Source organism: Rhodoferax sp. AJA081-3, from assembly GCF_017798165.1.
Lineage (GTDB): Bacteria > Pseudomonadota > Gammaproteobacteria > Burkholderiales > Burkholderiaceae_C > Allorhodoferax.
The window spans coordinates 3,139,063-3,153,256 of sequence record NZ_CP059068.1 but is presented as its reverse complement, the minus strand read 5'-3'; the positions used below and the strand labels follow the sequence as shown (position 1 = coordinate 3,153,256).

Annotated in this window: 17 protein-coding genes; 11 read left to right on the top strand and 6 right to left on the bottom strand. The window is 60.2% G+C overall.

The window, feature by feature from the left end:
- Nucleotides 1-36: 36 nt before the first annotated feature.
- Entirely contained in the window at nucleotides 37-1,449 is a 1,413-nt protein-coding gene (gene dnaA, locus HZ993_RS14840; RefSeq protein WP_209393504.1) for a chromosomal replication initiator protein DnaA, read from the bottom strand.
- 251 nt (nucleotides 1,450-1,700) lie between these two features.
- Between dnaA and rpmH the strand changes: the two genes are divergently transcribed.
- The 6 genes from rpmH (at nucleotide 1,701) to HZ993_RS14810 (ending at nucleotide 6,624) form a co-directional block, all read left to right on the top strand.
- On the top strand, nucleotides 1,701-1,835 hold the full coding sequence (gene rpmH / locus HZ993_RS14835) for a 50S ribosomal protein L34 (protein ID WP_006299042.1): 135 nt from the start codon (nucleotides 1,701-1,703) through the stop codon (nucleotides 1,833-1,835).
- Between the two features lie 79 nt (nucleotides 1,836-1,914).
- Nucleotides 1,915-2,331, top strand: coding sequence for a ribonuclease P protein component (locus tag HZ993_RS14830; RefSeq protein ID WP_209393503.1), 417 nt, complete (start codon nucleotides 1,915-1,917; stop codon nucleotides 2,329-2,331).
- Nucleotides 2,328-2,600 carry a membrane protein insertion efficiency factor YidD gene (yidD, locus tag HZ993_RS14825; RefSeq protein ID WP_209393502.1) on the top strand — a complete coding sequence of 91 codons (273 nt, stop codon included), beginning with the start codon at nucleotides 2,328-2,330 and terminating at the stop codon, nucleotides 2,598-2,600. Before HZ993_RS14830 ends, yidD begins: the two co-directional genes overlap by 4 nt.
- Nucleotides 2,597-4,327, top strand: coding sequence for a membrane protein insertase YidC (gene yidC / locus HZ993_RS14820; protein ID WP_209393501.1), 1,731 nt, complete (start codon nucleotides 2,597-2,599; stop codon nucleotides 4,325-4,327). The genes yidD and yidC overlap by 4 nt, the downstream gene beginning before the upstream one ends.
- Nucleotides 4,328-4,433: 106 nt before the next feature.
- A complete protein-coding gene (gene mnmE, locus HZ993_RS14815; protein WP_209393500.1) occupies nucleotides 4,434-5,840 on the top strand; it encodes a tRNA uridine-5-carboxymethylaminomethyl(34) synthesis GTPase MnmE in 1,407 nt (468 codons plus the stop codon).
- Between the two features lie 43 nt (nucleotides 5,841-5,883).
- A complete protein-coding gene (locus HZ993_RS14810; RefSeq protein ID WP_209393499.1) occupies nucleotides 5,884-6,624 on the top strand; it encodes a hypothetical protein in 741 nt (246 codons plus the stop codon).
- Between the two features lie 20 nt (nucleotides 6,625-6,644).
- Here the strand turns inward: HZ993_RS14810 and HZ993_RS14805 are convergent, their stop codons facing one another.
- Nucleotides 6,645-7,199: an adenine phosphoribosyltransferase gene (locus HZ993_RS14805; protein ID WP_209393498.1), complete on the bottom strand. Its 555-nt coding sequence runs from the start codon at nucleotides 7,197-7,199 to the stop codon at nucleotides 6,645-6,647.
- A gap of 72 nt (nucleotides 7,200-7,271) precedes the next feature.
- Nucleotides 7,272-9,257 (bottom strand): monovalent cation:proton antiporter-2 (CPA2) family protein, encoded by a 1,986-nt coding sequence (locus tag HZ993_RS14800; protein ID WP_209393497.1) that lies wholly within the window; start codon nucleotides 9,255-9,257, stop codon nucleotides 7,272-7,274.
- 44 nt (nucleotides 9,258-9,301) lie between these two features.
- On the opposite strand from HZ993_RS14800, the gene HZ993_RS14795 reads away from it, so the two are divergent.
- Genes HZ993_RS14795 through HZ993_RS14780 form a run of 4 tightly spaced genes read left to right on the top strand, consistent with a single transcriptional unit; the run spans nucleotide 9,302 to nucleotide 12,278 of the window.
- Nucleotides 9,302-10,303, top strand: coding sequence for an SIS domain-containing protein (locus HZ993_RS14795; protein ID WP_209393496.1), 1,002 nt, complete (start codon nucleotides 9,302-9,304; stop codon nucleotides 10,301-10,303).
- Nucleotides 10,300-10,872 carry an HAD family hydrolase gene (locus HZ993_RS14790; RefSeq protein ID WP_209393495.1) on the top strand — a complete coding sequence of 191 codons (573 nt, stop codon included), beginning with the start codon at nucleotides 10,300-10,302 and terminating at the stop codon, nucleotides 10,870-10,872. The genes HZ993_RS14795 and HZ993_RS14790 overlap by 4 nt, the downstream gene beginning before the upstream one ends.
- Nucleotides 10,869-11,483, top strand: a complete 615-nt coding sequence (gene lptC, locus HZ993_RS14785) for an LPS export ABC transporter periplasmic protein LptC (RefSeq protein WP_209393494.1) — start codon at nucleotides 10,869-10,871, stop codon at nucleotides 11,481-11,483. Before HZ993_RS14790 ends, lptC begins: the two co-directional genes overlap by 4 nt.
- 18 nt (nucleotides 11,484-11,501) lie before the next feature.
- Entirely contained in the window at nucleotides 11,502-12,278 is a 777-nt protein-coding gene (locus tag HZ993_RS14780) for an SDR family oxidoreductase (protein WP_209393493.1), read from the top strand.
- A gap of 73 nt (nucleotides 12,279-12,351) precedes the next feature.
- On the opposite strand, the gene HZ993_RS24885 is transcribed toward HZ993_RS14780, so the two are convergent.
- From HZ993_RS24885 to HZ993_RS14765, 3 genes are all read right to left on the bottom strand, one after another.
- Nucleotides 12,352-12,780: an RNA-binding protein gene (locus tag HZ993_RS24885; RefSeq protein ID WP_209393492.1), complete on the bottom strand. Its 429-nt coding sequence runs from the start codon at nucleotides 12,778-12,780 to the stop codon at nucleotides 12,352-12,354.
- 213 nt (nucleotides 12,781-12,993) lie between these two features.
- Nucleotides 12,994-13,209, bottom strand: coding sequence for a zf-HC2 domain-containing protein (locus tag HZ993_RS14770; protein ID WP_209393491.1), 216 nt, complete (start codon nucleotides 13,207-13,209; stop codon nucleotides 12,994-12,996).
- 2 nt (nucleotides 13,210-13,211) lie between these two features.
- Nucleotides 13,212-13,781 carry a sigma-70 family RNA polymerase sigma factor gene (locus tag HZ993_RS14765; protein WP_209393490.1) on the bottom strand — a complete coding sequence of 190 codons (570 nt, stop codon included), beginning with the start codon at nucleotides 13,779-13,781 and terminating at the stop codon, nucleotides 13,212-13,214.
- A 132-nt stretch (nucleotides 13,782-13,913) separates the two neighbouring features.
- Here HZ993_RS14765 and HZ993_RS14760 point away from each other — a divergent pair, with 132 nt between their 5' ends.
- The gene (locus HZ993_RS14760; protein WP_209393489.1) at nucleotides 13,914-14,186 is read left to right on the top strand and encodes a DUF2282 domain-containing protein; all 273 of its coding nucleotides are present in this window, start codon (nucleotides 13,914-13,916) and stop codon (nucleotides 14,184-14,186) included.
- The last annotated feature ends 8 nt before the right edge of the window (nucleotides 14,187-14,194 follow it).

Here is a 14,194-nt window from a genome sequence, read left to right as displayed (position 1 = left end):
AGCCCTACTTTCGGCGCTTTGGCGTTTTATTCCTGATCAGCCTTTGAGCGTCTGTTCCAGCACGTGCAACTGCTGGTTGAGTTCGGTCATCTGCTGGCGTTCACCGCCGATTTTGCGCACGGCGTGCAGAACCGTCGTGTGGTCGCGGCCACCAAACAATTCTCCGATTTCCGGAAGGCTTTTTTGTGTCAATTCCTTGGCCAGGTACATCGCAATCTGGCGCGGGCGGGCAATGCTGGCCGGACGCTTTTTGGAGTACATGTCGGCGACCTTGATCTTGTAGTAATCAGCCACCGTTTTCTGAATGTTTTCCACAGAAATCTGCCGGTTCTGGATGGACAACAGGTCGCGCAGGGCTTCCCGGGCCAACTGGATGGAGATTTCCTTCTGGTTGAAGCGGGAATAGGCCAGGATCTTGCGCAACGCGCCTTCCAGCTCGCGCACGTTGGAGCGCACGTTTTTGGCGACGAAAAAAGCCACCTCTTCGGGCATTTCCGAACCCTCGACGCGGGCCTTGTTGATTAGAATCGCCACCCGCATTTCGAGTTCGGGTGGTTCAATCGCAACGGTCAGACCGGAGTCAAAACGGGACACCAGGCGTTCGTGGATATCAGTCAGCCCCTTGGGATAGGTGTCGCTGGTCATCACAATGTGTGATTTTTTGGCCAGCAGAGCCTCAAAGGCGTTGAAAAACTCCTCTTGTGTGCGGTCCTTGTTGGCAAAAAACTGCACATCGTCGATCAGCAGCAAATCCAGGGAGTGGTAACGCTCCTTGAATTCGTCAAAAGTCTTGCGCTGGTAGGCTTTAACCACATCCGAGACAAACTGTTCGGCATGGATGTAGAGAACTTTGCTGCCCGGCTTGTCGGCCAGCAACCGGTTGCCCACCGCGTGCATCAGGTGGGTCTTGCCCAAACCCACGCCGCCGTAGATGAACAAGGGGTTGTACAGGTGGCCGGGAATGGTGGCCACGTGCATGGCGGCGGCACGGGCCATGCGGTTGGCGGTACCCTCGACCAGGTTCTCGAAGGTCAGTGATCCGTTGAGACGGTTCTTGGGTAGCCCGGACGGTGTGGGTTCGCCGGTTTGCACACTTTCTTCCGCCGCGATCATTTCTGTAGCTTGCGGAACAAATGCTGATCTGGTAATGGTTTCCCGTGGAGTGATCGCTAACTCAACCAGTACCGGCTGGCCATACATCTTTTCCAGCAGTGCTGCAATGCGGGTGCTGTATTGGGCACGCACCCAGTCCAGTTTGAACCGGTTGGCAACAAAGATGGTGACTTTGGAAAAGTCTTCCTGCACCTGGGCGCTCAGGGGTTTGATCCAGGTGTTGAATTGCTGCTCAGGTAGCTCCTGGGCCAGTTGGTCGACACAACTTTGCCAAAGGCTTTGGCCTATGTCCAGGCCCTGAGAAAGGGCATGGTTGGTGGGGGGTCCCTCAGACATTATTCTTTTCAGCTTCTGTGGATAGTTATTAATTGCTGCGCCGCGGATTGTAAATTATCAAAACCTTATCCACAATTTTTGCGGCTACCCCGAACTTACAGCATTACGCCCTGTGTCGGATGTAAGGTGTTGCCGCGGTTCAGAAAATTTGCGATAATCGGCGGTTCCCCTGATTGTGTTCGGGGCGATTTGACCGAGATCTGCTCCGTGAAAAGGGGCAGGATCAGAACTGAGCCTGTTAGGAATTCCAAATGAAACGCACTTACCAACCTTCCAAAATCCGCCGCGCCCGTACCCACGGTTTCCTGGTTCGCATGAAGACCCGCGGTGGCCGCGCCGTGATCAATGCACGCCGCGCCAAGGGCCGCAAGCGCCTGGCCGTCTAAGAAACCTGAAGCGGGCCACTTCGATCCAGCGCATGCATTTACAGGCATTGCTGGTGTGCGGGTTGGGTGTGATACCACCGTGCAACGATTGAAGACTCGGCCCCAGTTCCAGGCGGTTCTGGCAGGTCAAACACTTGCCAGGACAGCACATTTTGCTTTGCATTGTTGTGCGCTGGAGTCGCCTGTGGCAGTGGTGCAGGGCGTTGCAACGCCTGTCTTGTTTCCGAAATCCGCAGTGTGGTTGGGTGCCATGGTCCCCAAACGGTGGGCCAAGCGTGCAGTCACGCGCAATGCCATCAAACGCCAGATCTACAACGTGAGTGCTGATTTCGAGCCGCTGTTGAACGAACGTGCCCACCTGGTTCGGTTGCGCGCTGCGTTTGACCGCAGCCAATTTGTCAGCGCCAGCTCCGACGTGCTCAAAGCAGCCGTTCGGGCCGAGTTGCAGCAACTTTTTTCCCGCCTTCCCGTGCCGGCTGGCACGGTCACGCCATGATGCAATCGCTGCTGATGGGCGTGGTGAAGGCGTATCGGATTTTTCTGAGCCCCTGGCTGGGCTCTGCCTGCCGGTTTGAACCCACCTGCTCCGTCTATGCCCTGCAGGCACTGGAAGCCCATGGTGCGGCAGCCGGCAGTTATCTCACCGTAGCGCGCATTGGGCGCTGCCATCCCTGGTGTGCAGGTGGCGCGGACCCCGTGCCTGTTGAACCCCCCCGGCTGTTTACCCGGCTGATCTCTTCTCCTTCCGAAAAGAAACCTTCATGAACGATATTCGCCGCACCATTTTGTGGGTGATCTTTGGCTTTTCCATGGTCATGTTATGGGACCAGTGGCAGGTGTACAACGGCAAGAAGGCCACGTTTTTCCCTAGCCCTGCCCAGCAGACGGCGCCATCGGCTGCCCAGCCCGCATCCGTGCCCGGTGCCAACAACACGGCGGGTGTGCCCACAGCAGTGGTCGCAGCGGGTGCCGCTGCCAACGTTGCGGCGGTTCCTGGCGCGGCCAGCCCGGTGGCAGCAGCCGTGCCCAAAGAGCGCATTGAGGTCACCACCGATGTTTTGAAGCTGACCTTTGAGACCGAGGGCGGCTCTCTGGTGCGCACCGAGTTTCTCCAACACGCTGACATGGACGACAAGCGCAAGAACTTTGTGCTGCTCGATGACAGCAAGGACCGCGTTTATATGGCGCAGACCGGCGTGATTGGTGGCGTCGGCGCCTTCCCGACACACAAAACCCCCATGACCGTGAGTGGCGCACGCGCGCTCAAGGACGGTGACAACGAGTTGGTGGTGAAGTTCACCTCGGCCGATGTGGGTGGCATCAAACTGGTCAAGACCTATACGCTGCGCCGTGGTGCCTATGACATGGCGGTCAAACACGAGTTGACCAACGTATCCAGCGCGCCACTGTCGCCCCAGCTCTACCTGCAGTTGGTGCGTGATGGCAACAAGCCGCCGGGCGAGTCGTCGTTCTATTCCACCTTCACCGGTCCTGCGGTGTACACCGAGGCCAAGAAGTACCAGAAGGTCGAGTTCTCGGACGTCAAGAAGAAAAAGGCCGAATACGAGAAGCAGTCTGCCGACGGTTATGTGGCCATGGTGCAGCATTACTTTGCCAGCGCCTGGATATTGCCCGAAGGTGTGCAGCGCACGATTTCGTTGGATGGCGTGGACATTGGTTCGTCGGTTGCCGATTGCTGCTACCGCGCCACGGTGATTACCGTCCCCGAGGCGATTGCCCCGGACACCACCAAGGTGATTGATGCCAAGTTCTTCGCTGGTCCCCAACAGGAAACCATGCTGACCACCCTGACCCCAGGATTGGACCTCGTCAAAGACTATGGCGTGCTGACCATTCTGGCCAGGCCCCTGTACTGGTTGCTCGACAAATTGCATGGCTTCATCCAGAACTGGGGTTGGTCCATCGTCGCCCTGGTGGTGCTGTTGAAGATTGCGTTCTACTGGCTCAATGCCAAGGCCTACGCCAGCATGGCCAAGATGAAGGCTGTCAACCCCAAGATCATGGAGATGCGTGAGCGCCTGAAAGACAACCCGCAGCAGATGCAGCAGGAGATGATGCGCATCTACCGCGAGGAAAAGGTCAACCCCATGGGGGGCTGCTTCCCCATCATGATCCAGATTCCGGTGTTTATTGCCCTGTACTGGGTCTTGTTGTCCAGCGTCGAGATGCGCAACGTGCCGTGGATTCTGTGGATCAAGGACCTTTCTTCTCCCGATCCCTACTTCATTCTGCCGCTGGTGATGACCCTGACAACCGTGCTGCAAACAGCGCTGAACCCGACGCCGACAGACCCCATGCAGGCCAAGATGATGTGGTTCATGCCGCTGATTTTCAGTGTGATGTTCTTCTTCTTCCCGGCAGGCCTGGTGTTGTACTGGATCACCAACAACATCTTGTCTATCGCCCAGCAGTGGATCATCAACACCCGCATGGGTGTGCCGCCGCAGTTCAACTTGCCGAAATTTAGCTAACCCCCGAGGCGCTGCGCGCCTCCCCCTTTGAAAGGGGGCGATACCAGTGGCCCGGCAAAGCCGGTTCCACGGTATCCCTGGTAGGACTCCCACTCCGCCGTCTACTATGCTTGCACGCCACCAGGAACCCATTGTCGCCATTGCCACCGCAGCAGGACGCGGCGCAGTGGGCATTGTGCGGGTCAGTGGCAAAAACCTGGGGCCTTGGGTGGCGCATCTGTTGGGGCGCACGCTGCGGCCGCGCGAGGCGACGTATCTACCGTTCAATGACCGCCACGGCGTGCCGCTGGACCAGGGGCTGGCGTTGTTTTTCCCCGGCCCCAACTCCTTCACCGGCGAGGACGTGCTGGAGCTGCAGGCCCATGGCGGGCCGGTGGTCCTGCAGTTGTTGCTGGCACGCTGCCTGGAGTCGGCGTTGGACACCGATGTGGCAACCGGCCGTCCCTACCTGAGCGGCATGCGGATTGCACAGCCCGGTGAATTCTCCGAACGCGCGTTTCTCAACGACAAGATAGACCTGGCGCAGGCCGAGGCCATTGCCGACCTGATCGATGCCAGCACCGAGGCGGCTGCGCGCAGCGCCACGCAGTCCCTGTCCGGAGCTTTTTCCCGCGAGATCCACGGGCTGCGTGATGCGTTGATCCACCTGCGCATGCTGGTGGAGGCCACGCTGGACTTTCCCGAGGAAGAAATTGATTTCCTGGAAAAGTCCGATGCCAAAGGGCAGTTGCTGCGTTTACAACAGGGTCTGAACACCGTGTTACAAAAAGCCTCGCAGGGTGCGCTGCTGCGTGAAGGCATTACCGTGGTCATTGCCGGCCAGCCCAACGCAGGCAAGTCGTCGTTGCTCAACGCACTGGCGGGTGCCGAACTGGCCATCGTCACACCCATAGCTGGCACCACACGGGACAAGGTCCAGCAGACCATACAGATAGAGGGTGTGCCCATCCACGTGGTGGATACCGCTGGCCTTCGCCACAGTGATGACGATGTGGAAAAGATTGGCATCGCCCGCGCCTGGGAGGCCATTGCCGGAGCGGATGCGGTATTGTTTCTGCACGATTTGACCCGCAAGAATGCTATTGATTACATAGCGGAAGATGCAGCAATCACGGGGGCTATAGGCCAAAAACTCTCAAACAAAGTGCCAGTGATCGATGTCTGGAACAAGGCCGATGCGGCGCCGTTGGCCGACCCCCCAACCGGTATTGTGTTGTCGGCCAAGACCGGCCTGGGCCTGGACAGTTTGCGCCGCGCTCTGTTGGCTGCTGCTGGCTGGCAGGCGTCCAGCGGCGGGGTCTTTATTGCACGGGAACGGCATATCCACGCACTGCGCCGGGTGGACGAGCACCTGGCGTTGGCGGCCGAGCACCTGGCCGCACAGGACCAGTCACTGGATCTGATGGCCGAAGAATTGCGCTTGGGGCAAAACGCCCTGAGCGAAATTACCGGTGCATTCAGCTCGGACGACCTGTTGGGTGTGATCTTTTCCAAATTTTGCATTGGCAAGTAGCTGGCATACACTTGGATGGTCCTGGTAGACGAAAGCAAAACGAATGTCGCTACTCAATTGGTTTACCAAAAAGCCGTCCTCCGGTTCGTCGTTGCCCATGGAGAGTTCTGGGTTGGGCCATGTCGACGCCACCGTGCCCTTCAGTGCTTCGGGCAAGCTGCGGGGCCGTGTGCCAAGCACACCACCTGGCAGTGCGGCCAACCGCAAGGGTGAGCGTCTGGAGCGCCGGGAAATGCTGTACGCCGTGGTGCGCGAGGCCATGATCCGGGCGGGCGTGTTGTCGTCAACCTACAAGTTCAAGGTGTTGTCACTGGATTCTCGCGGTCGCCAGTACCTGATCATGATGGACATGGCCCGCCAGTACGCCGGCGAGACGTCTCGGCTGGCGGAGATAGAAGGCCTCATTGCCCAGCATGCCAAAGCCCGCCACGATATTTTGGTGACGGCGGTGTACTGGCGTATCAATGAACATGTGACCGCGGGTTTGTCGCGGGTCAGTACACCCGCGACGGTGGTACCGATACGGCCCCCGGTTGCCCAGAAGCCTGCAGATGCCAGTCCGCCCGCTGCGCCGGCCAAGCCACCTTACGAGCCCCTGCATCCTGAAGAGGTTGCGGCTTTTAAACAGGCGCTGGCGTCGGTTGCGGCGCCTGGCCCGTTGTCTGCACCGGGAGAAATTGTCAAGTCAGGGCGGCGCAATCCGGCTCCGCCACCGACCTTTGACGATACCGAGTTTGACGACCGCCCCTCGCCACTGAGCGGAACCCAATACGGCGATCTGTAGCCCGCGTGGTTTAGTGTCCGCTAGTGCCCGCTGAAATCGATCAGCGTAAACAGCGGCAGGCCGGACTCACGCAGTTTCTGTGACCCGCCCAGTTCGGGCAGGTCGACAATCGCCGCACCTTCGGTAACGGTGGCGCCCAGCTTCTCCAGCAGCTTCTTGCCGGCCATCATGGTGCCGCCCGTGGCAATCAGGTCGTCAATCAACAGGACGCGGTCGCCGGGTTTGACGGCATCGGTGTGCAGCTCTACGGTGGCACTGCCGTACTCCAGCTCATAGGTTTCTTCTACGGTGGTAAACGGCAGTTTGCCTTTCTTGCGAATGGGCACAAAACCCACATTCAGCTCATAGGCCACGACCGCGCCCAGAATGAACCCCCGGGCGTCCAACCCGGCCACCACGTCGGGCCGCATGCCGGGGTCCATGTAGCGGTGGACAAAGGCGTCAATCAACACCCGGAAGACTTTTGCATCCTGCAGCAGGGGTGTGATGTCGCGGAACTGCACACCCGGTGCGGGCCAGTCCGGCACGGTGCGGATGTGGTTTCTCAGGTACTGGTTGATGCTGATGTTTTGCATGGTCGTAAGCGGTAGGGCCGCCCAATGCGGCAGCAGCCTGCATTGTGCCCTTGGTGCGGCCCTGTGGGGCGTCTAGGACTTGAGGATTTGTTGCTCGGCGACAGCCAGGGCCTCGGCCTTGCCCGACAACACCAGGGTGTCGCCCGCCAGCAGCACTGCGCTTGCGTCGATGGCCCCGCTTTTTCCGTCGTGGTGGCGCAGACTCACCACACGCACGTCCAGGGACTGCAGCCCAAGTGATTCCAGCGTGCGTCCGACGGCCTTGGCGTCCGCAGCGATGCTGAGCGTGGCCAGGCGTTCATACTGGAGCTCGTCCACCGAGTCGTCGTCGGCACCCCGGAAGAACCCGCGCAGCAGGTTGTAACGTGCGTCACGCTGGTCTTGCACGATGCGTATCACCCGCCGCATGGGCACACCGACCAGGGCCAGCGCATGGCTGGCCAGCATCAATGAGCCTTCTATGGTCTCGGGCACCACTTCGGTGGCACCGGCGGTCTGCAGTACTTCGAGGTTCAGATCATCCTGGGTGCGTACGATCACAGGCACCTGCGGGGCATGGGCGCGGGTGTGGCTCAGCACTTTGAGCGCACTGGCTACGTCCAGGTAGGTGATGACCACCGCGCTGGCGCGGGCCAGACCGGAAGCGATCAGGGCCTGCAGACGAACGGCGTCGCCGAACACCACCGAATCCCCCGCGGCAGCGGCCTGGCGCACCCGGTCGGGGTCCAGGTCCAGCGCGATATAGGGAATGCCTTCGCCCTCCAGCATCTTGGCCAAGTTTTGGCCGCAGCGCCCATATCCACAAATAATGACGTGCCGTTTGGCGTTGATGGACTTACGGGCGATGGTGGTCATCTGCAGCGACTGGAGCAACCACTCGCTGGACACCAGCTTCATCACAATGCGGTTGCTGTACATGACGATGAATGGTGTGGCCAACATCGACAGCACCATGCTGGCCAGAATGGGGTTCAACAATGCCGGTGGCACCAGTGCATTGGCCTGTGCCAGGGTCAGCAGCACAAATCCGAACTCACCAGCCTGCGCGAGGTACAGGCCCGTTCGGAGGGAAACACCCGAGCTTGCGCCCAAAAACTTGGACAGACCCGTTACCAGCGCCGCCTTGAACAGGGTGGGGACGACCAGCAAAACCAGCACCAGGGGCCAGCGCTCCAGCACCAACCGCCAGTCCAGCAACATGCCGATACTGATGAAAAACAATCCCAGCAAAACATCGTGGAAGGGGCGTATGTCGGTCTCCACCTGGTGCTTGAACTCGGTTTCGGATATCAGCATGCCGGCGATAAATGCGCCCAACGCAAGGCTGAGGCCAGCAAGCTCCGTCAGCCAGGCCAGGCCCAGTGTGATGAGCAGCAGGTTTAGTACGAACAGTTCTTCGCTCTTGCGGCGCGCCACCAGGGTCAGCCAGCGGCGCATCACGTGTTGCCCGCCCACCAGCAAAACGGTGATGAGCAGCGTGGCCTTGATCGCAGCGATCACCAGGGCGCCCGCCAATTCTTCACCCGAGGCGCCCAGCGCGGGGATCAAAACCAGCAAGGGCACAACGGCCAGATCCTGGAACAACAAGACCCCCATGACGCGTTTGCCGTGTTCGGATTCCCGCTCCAGCCTCTCCACCATCAGCTTGACCAGAATCGCCGTGCTGCTCATGGCCAGGGCACAGGACAGGGCCAATGCAGCCTGCCAGGACATGCCCAGCATTTCAGGCAGCGCAGCGGACAGCCCTATGGTCGCCAGCGTGGCCACCAGGATGGTGACAGCCACCTGTAGCAGACCCAGACCAAATACATGCTGGCGCATGGCACGCAGCTTGGGCAGATTGAACTCCAGCCCGATGACAAACATCAGGAACACCACACCGAATTCGCCCACGTGGCGCACGCCGTCCGAGTTTTGTGAAAGGCCCAGCGCATTGGGGCCAATGGCCACACCGACGGCCAGGTAACCCAGCATGGGTGGGAGCTGAAAATAACGGCAGGTGACCACCCCCAACACGGCGGCCAGCAGATAGAGAAGCGTGATTTCCAGTCCAGTCATGTCCAGATACTAGCAAGAGCCGTGCGCGTCTATAAAATGCCTGCATGACAGATCCCGCCAAGCGCCACGCCGCCGCCTCCGCCGATCGCGCCATTGCGCTCGCACAGGAGACCTTTGATATCGAAGCCGCGGCAGTGTTGGGTCTCAAAAGCCGGGTAGGGCCCTCATTTGCCCGGGCTGTGGATCTGATCCTGGGCTTGCAGGGCCGGGTGGTGGTGATGGGTATGGGCAAAAGTGGCCATATCGGCCGCAAGATTGCCGCCACGCTGGCGTCTACCGGAACACCCGCGATGTTTGTGCACCCGGCCGAGGCCAGCCACGGGGATCTGGGCATGATCACCGCCGCCGACCTGGTGCTGGCCATTTCCAACAGTGGCGAGTCCCAGGAAATGTCGACCATCCTGCCCGTTCTGAAGCGCCTGGGCGCACCCATGGTGGCCATGACAGCGAACGGCACGTCCACGATGGCCCAACACGCCGATCTCTGGCTGGATAGTGCTGTCGACAAAGAGGCCTGCCCGCTGAATCTGGCGCCTACTGCCAGCACGACGGCCCAGTTAGCTCTGGGCGATGCGCTGGCCGTGGCCCTGCTCGATGCGCGCGGTTTCCGGGCGGAAGACTTTGCGCGCTCCCACCCGGGTGGTGCACTGGGGCGCAAACTGCTGACCCATGTCAGCGATGTGATGCGTTCCGGCGACGCAGTGCCACGTGTGCCACCCGACGCCAATTTCAGCGCCTTGATGCGTGAGATGAGTGCCAAAGGCCTGGGCGCAACGGCTGTGGTGGACGCGGACAACCACGTTCTGGGCATCTTTACCGATGGTGATTTGCGCCGCCTGGTCGAGCAGGGTGCCGATTTGCGCGGCACCACCGCCCAGGACGTGATGCACCACGCACCCAGCACCATAGACCATCTGGCCCTGGCTGTGGATGCCGCCGAACTGATGGAGCGCAACCGCATTACCAGCGTGCTGGTCGTAGACGCCGATGGCCGCTTGTGTGGCGCGCTCAACAGCAATGACCTGATGCGCGCGAAAGTTATATGACGGGCCCCAATGCACTGCCGCGTCACGCGCCCGCGCTGAATTTCGACCCGGCCCTGCTGCTCAAGGCGCAAGGCATTCGGGTGGCATTTTTTGATGTCGACGGTGTACTGACCGATGGCGGGTTGCTGTTTTCCGAGACGGGCGAAACGCTCAAGCGCTTCAACACACTGGATGGCCATGGCATCAAACTGCTGCAACAGGGCGGCATCACGCCGGTGGTCATTACCGGGCGCGACTCCAAACCCCTGCGTGTGCGACTGCAGGCTCTGGGTGTGCAGCATGCCTACTTTGGCACCGAAGACAAACAACCGGCTGCCGAACAAACGCTGGCCGCACTGGGCTTGGACTGGAGCCAGGCCGCTGCCATGGGGGACGACTGGCCCGATCTGCCGGTGATGCGTCGCTGTGCGTTTGCATGCGCCCCTGTGAATGCCCATACCGAGGTGTTGGCAGTTGCGCACCACGTGACGACGGCAAGGGGCGGTGAGGGCGCGGCGCGCGAGTTTTGCGACGTTCTGCTGGTGGCCAGTGGCCGGTATGTAGACCTACTGGAGCACTACACCCGATGATGCAGTTGTTGCGTGATGCCTGGGATCGGTCCCTGCTCTACTTTCCACTGGTGTCCATGGGCATATTGGCGCTGGGCACCTATTGGCTGGTGCGCAGCACGCCGCCCAGCGGTGGCCCCGCGGTGGAGCGCGTGGTGCGGCACGAGCCCGACTACTTCATGGAAAATTTTTCGGTGCGCACCTTTGACGCAACCGGGCGTGTGCGTACTGAGGTGGTGGGTGCCAAGGCCCGCCATTACCCGGACACCCAGTGGCTGGAGATTGACAACATCCGCGTGCGGTCCTTTGATGAACAGGGGCGGGTGACAACGGCCACTGCGAAACGGGGCCTGACCAATGAAGACTCGTCTGAGGTCCAGTTGATGGGTGAGGCCAGGGTCGTGCGGGAGGCGGACGCGGCCGAGGCAACAAACCCTGCGCCGCGCATGGAGTTCCGCAGCGAGTTTTTGCATGCTTTCATGCACACCGAGCGTGTGCAGTCCCATTTGCCGGTGGAGTTTTTGCGGGGAGGCGATCGGTTTTCGGCCGACCGGCTGGACTTTGACAATGTGGAGCAGGTTTTGCAGTTGAGTGGTCGGGTCAGGGCTACTTTGCTGCCGGCGTCCAAATAGTATTCAGAGGAGATCGACATGGCGCCACTGCTATTTGTCACCGGTGCATCCAGCGGTATTGGCCAGGCACTTGCTTGGCGCTATTACCAGGCGGGCTACTCGCTGGCATTGGTCGCCCGGCGCACCGAAGAGATGCAGGCCTGGGCCCACAAACAAGGACTGGATCCACTGCGCTACCAGATTTACAGTGCCGATGTGGCCGTGGTCGAAAGCATTGTGGCGGCGACTGAGCAGTGTGTGCAGACGCAGGGTGTACCCGATGTGGTGATCGCCAACGCCGGGGTCAGCATCGGCATGGACAGCGCGGTGCGGGGCGACCTGGACGTGATGTCGCGCACCTTTGCCATCAACAACGTGGGCCTGGCTGCCACCTTCCATGCTTTTATCGATCCCATGGTGCGCCGGGGCTCGGGAGCCCTGGTAGGCATTGGCAGTGTGGCGGCCATCCGAGGTCTGCCGGGCCATGGCGCCTACTGCGCCAGCAAGGCAGCGGTTGTTGCCTACTGTGAAAGTCTGCGTGGAGAGTTACGCGACAGCGGGGTCCAGGTGGTAACGATTTGCCCCGGTTACATCGACACACCGTTGACGCGGCACAACCGGTACTCCATGCCCTTCCTGATGCAGGCCGATGTGTTTGCCGACAAGGCCTTTGCCACCATCACCGCGGGTGACAGCTACCGCGTGATTCCCTGGCAAATGGGGGTGGTGGCCAAGGCCCTGCGCCTGTTGCCCAACTGGTTGTATGACAAGGTCTTGTCGGGCCGGCCGCGCAAAAAACGCATCACCGAAGCCTGATCCGACGTGGCGCAGGCAACAAAAAAGGGCCCGAAGGCCCTTTTTTGATTGGAGAGATTCTCCGGGTAGCTGCTTAGTAGCTGCTACGGCCACCGCCGTAACCACCACCGCCGCCGCCGCCGCCGCTACGGCCGCCGCCAGCGCCACCGCCGTAACCACCACCGCCGCCGCCACCACCGTAGCCGCCGCCGCCGCTACGGCCGCCGCCAGCACCACCACCGAAGCCACCGCCGCCAGTGCGGGGAGGACGTGCTTCCATAGGACGTGCTTCGTTGACGACCAAACCGCGGCCACCAAATTGTTGACCGTTCATGCCGCCGATAGCAGCTTGCGCTTCAGCATCGCTGCCCATTTCCACAAAGCCGAAGCCTTTGGAACGGCCAGTGTCACGTTCCATCATGACTTTGGCGCTGGAAACGGAACCGTAAGCTGCAAACGCTTGTTGCAAGTCTTCATCACGGAAGGAATAGGGCAGGTTGCCCACGTAAAGTTTGTTGCCCATGTAAGGACTCCTCAAAAACTAACTCTCAAAACGCGATGGTGTCCAAACCCGCAATCAACAAACCAATGAAGACTTAAAGCAGACGCGAAACTGGTAAATCACCGCAAACCCGTATACCGTTTTTCGGCAATACCGCACCATTATGCGGGTAATTCTGGAACTTACCTAATTTTTATTTGGAATGTTGTCCAGCCGTTGTTGGGCTGCTGAAATTCAGGGCTGGGCCGAATCGTCGGGCCCGCTGTCGTTGCGCCAGGCGCGCAAGCCGTTGCGCATGGTCAACATTTGGCGCTCAAACCGGGGGCAGGCGTCACAAATCGCCATGTGCATGCGCAGGGCCAGGCGGTCGGCCAGGCTGAGTTCGCGGTCTTCCCGCGCCACGACCAGGGCGGTAACTTCCTTGCAGGTTCTTTGGAATGGATAGGTCATGTTCACGCGCTGGCTGGGTTGAACCAATGGAGTTCCAGGCATTCCCGCAAACGCAGGCGGGCCCGGTGCAATTGCACATACAGGTTGGTCGGCGTCAGCTGCAGTTCCTTACAAATCTCTTCGCTGGAAAGCTCCAGCCATTCACGCATCAGGAACAGGCGCCCCTGGGTGGCGGGTAATTTGCTGGCACAGGCTTCCAGGATGGCGAAGAACTGCTGGCTGCTGGCCTGCTGCTCCGGGTTGCCCCATTCGGCGGGCTGCTCGGTGAAATGGCCATCGGCCTTGAAGGCCATGGCCTCCAGCGGGTCGGCGTTGTTGTCATCGTCGGTGTTGTCCAGGCCGCTGACTTCGCGGTGATGGTGGCGCAGCGCGTCGACCACCTTGTGTTTCAGAATGCCCACCAGCCAGGTCTTGAGCTGTGAACGGTTGCCAAACGCCTGCGGTTTGGCCAGCGCCGCCAGCACCGTGTCTGACACGGCGTCCTCCGCCCATGCGTCGTTGCGCAGCTGCAGGCGTGCGAACTTGAGCAGGTAGTCCCGCAGGCCCACGATCTGGTCTTCGAAGCTGTTCATGGGGTGATTTTTTTCCTCAAGCCTGTAAGAATGGACGCCTGCACCAGACTAACCGTCAACTAGCAACGGGGTGCATGTCCGACAAGCACCTGCTGGTTCAACTTTAACCTGTCCTTCTCTGGAGAATTCAAAATGACCCAACGTGCCATGATCGCTGCCACTGCAGCTGCTGTGATGTCCCTGTCTTTTGTGGCGATGCCTGCCGCTGCGCAGGAAAAGGAAAAGTGCTACGGCATTGCCAAAGCCGGCCAAAACGATTGCGCCAGCATCAGCGGCAGCCACTCCTGTGCGGGCCAGTCCAAGGTGGACATGGACAAGTCCGAGTGGAAATACGTGGCCAAAGGCACTTGCAAAGGCATGAAGGGCCTCTCCCAAGACGAAGCCAAGGCCGCGACCAAGAAGTAAGGGTAAGC

What these genes read in the sequence shown, in the direction of transcription:
- yidC (WP_209393501.1), top strand. Translation starts at nt 2,597, where the DNA reads ATGAACGATATTCGCCGCACCATTTTGTGGGTGATCTTTGGCTTTTCC.
- HZ993_RS14770 (WP_209393491.1), bottom strand. Translation starts at nt 13,209, where the DNA reads ATGACCTATCCATTCCAAAGAACCTGCAAGGAAGTTACCGCCCTGGTC.
- HZ993_RS14765 (WP_209393490.1), bottom strand. Translation starts at nt 13,781, where the DNA reads ATGAACAGCTTCGAAGACCAGATCGTGGGCCTGCGGGACTACCTGCTC.
- HZ993_RS14790 (WP_209393495.1), top strand. Translation starts at nt 10,300, where the DNA reads ATGACGGGCCCCAATGCACTGCCGCGTCACGCGCCCGCGCTGAATTTC.
- HZ993_RS14760 (WP_209393489.1), top strand. Translation starts at nt 13,914, where the DNA reads ATGACCCAACGTGCCATGATCGCTGCCACTGCAGCTGCTGTGATGTCC.
- mnmE (WP_209393500.1), top strand. Translation starts at nt 4,434, where the DNA reads ATGCTTGCACGCCACCAGGAACCCATTGTCGCCATTGCCACCGCAGCA.
- HZ993_RS24885 (WP_209393492.1), bottom strand. Translation starts at nt 12,780, where the DNA reads ATGGGCAACAAACTTTACGTGGGCAACCTGCCCTATTCCTTCCGTGAT.
- HZ993_RS14810 (WP_209393499.1), top strand. Translation starts at nt 5,884, where the DNA reads ATGTCGCTACTCAATTGGTTTACCAAAAAGCCGTCCTCCGGTTCGTCG.
- HZ993_RS14805 (WP_209393498.1), bottom strand. Translation starts at nt 7,199, where the DNA reads ATGCAAAACATCAGCATCAACCAGTACCTGAGAAACCACATCCGCACC.
- HZ993_RS14800 (WP_209393497.1), bottom strand. Translation starts at nt 9,257, where the DNA reads ATGACTGGACTGGAAATCACGCTTCTCTATCTGCTGGCCGCCGTGTTG.
- rpmH (WP_006299042.1), top strand. Translation starts at nt 1,701, where the DNA reads ATGAAACGCACTTACCAACCTTCCAAAATCCGCCGCGCCCGTACCCAC.
- yidD (WP_209393502.1), top strand. Translation starts at nt 2,328, where the DNA reads ATGATGCAATCGCTGCTGATGGGCGTGGTGAAGGCGTATCGGATTTTT.
- lptC (WP_209393494.1), top strand. Translation starts at nt 10,869, where the DNA reads ATGATGCAGTTGTTGCGTGATGCCTGGGATCGGTCCCTGCTCTACTTT.
- dnaA (WP_209393504.1), bottom strand. Translation starts at nt 1,449, where the DNA reads ATGTCTGAGGGACCCCCCACCAACCATGCCCTTTCTCAGGGCCTGGAC.
- HZ993_RS14795 (WP_209393496.1), top strand. Translation starts at nt 9,302, where the DNA reads ATGACAGATCCCGCCAAGCGCCACGCCGCCGCCTCCGCCGATCGCGCC.
- HZ993_RS14780 (WP_209393493.1), top strand. Translation starts at nt 11,502, where the DNA reads ATGGCGCCACTGCTATTTGTCACCGGTGCATCCAGCGGTATTGGCCAG.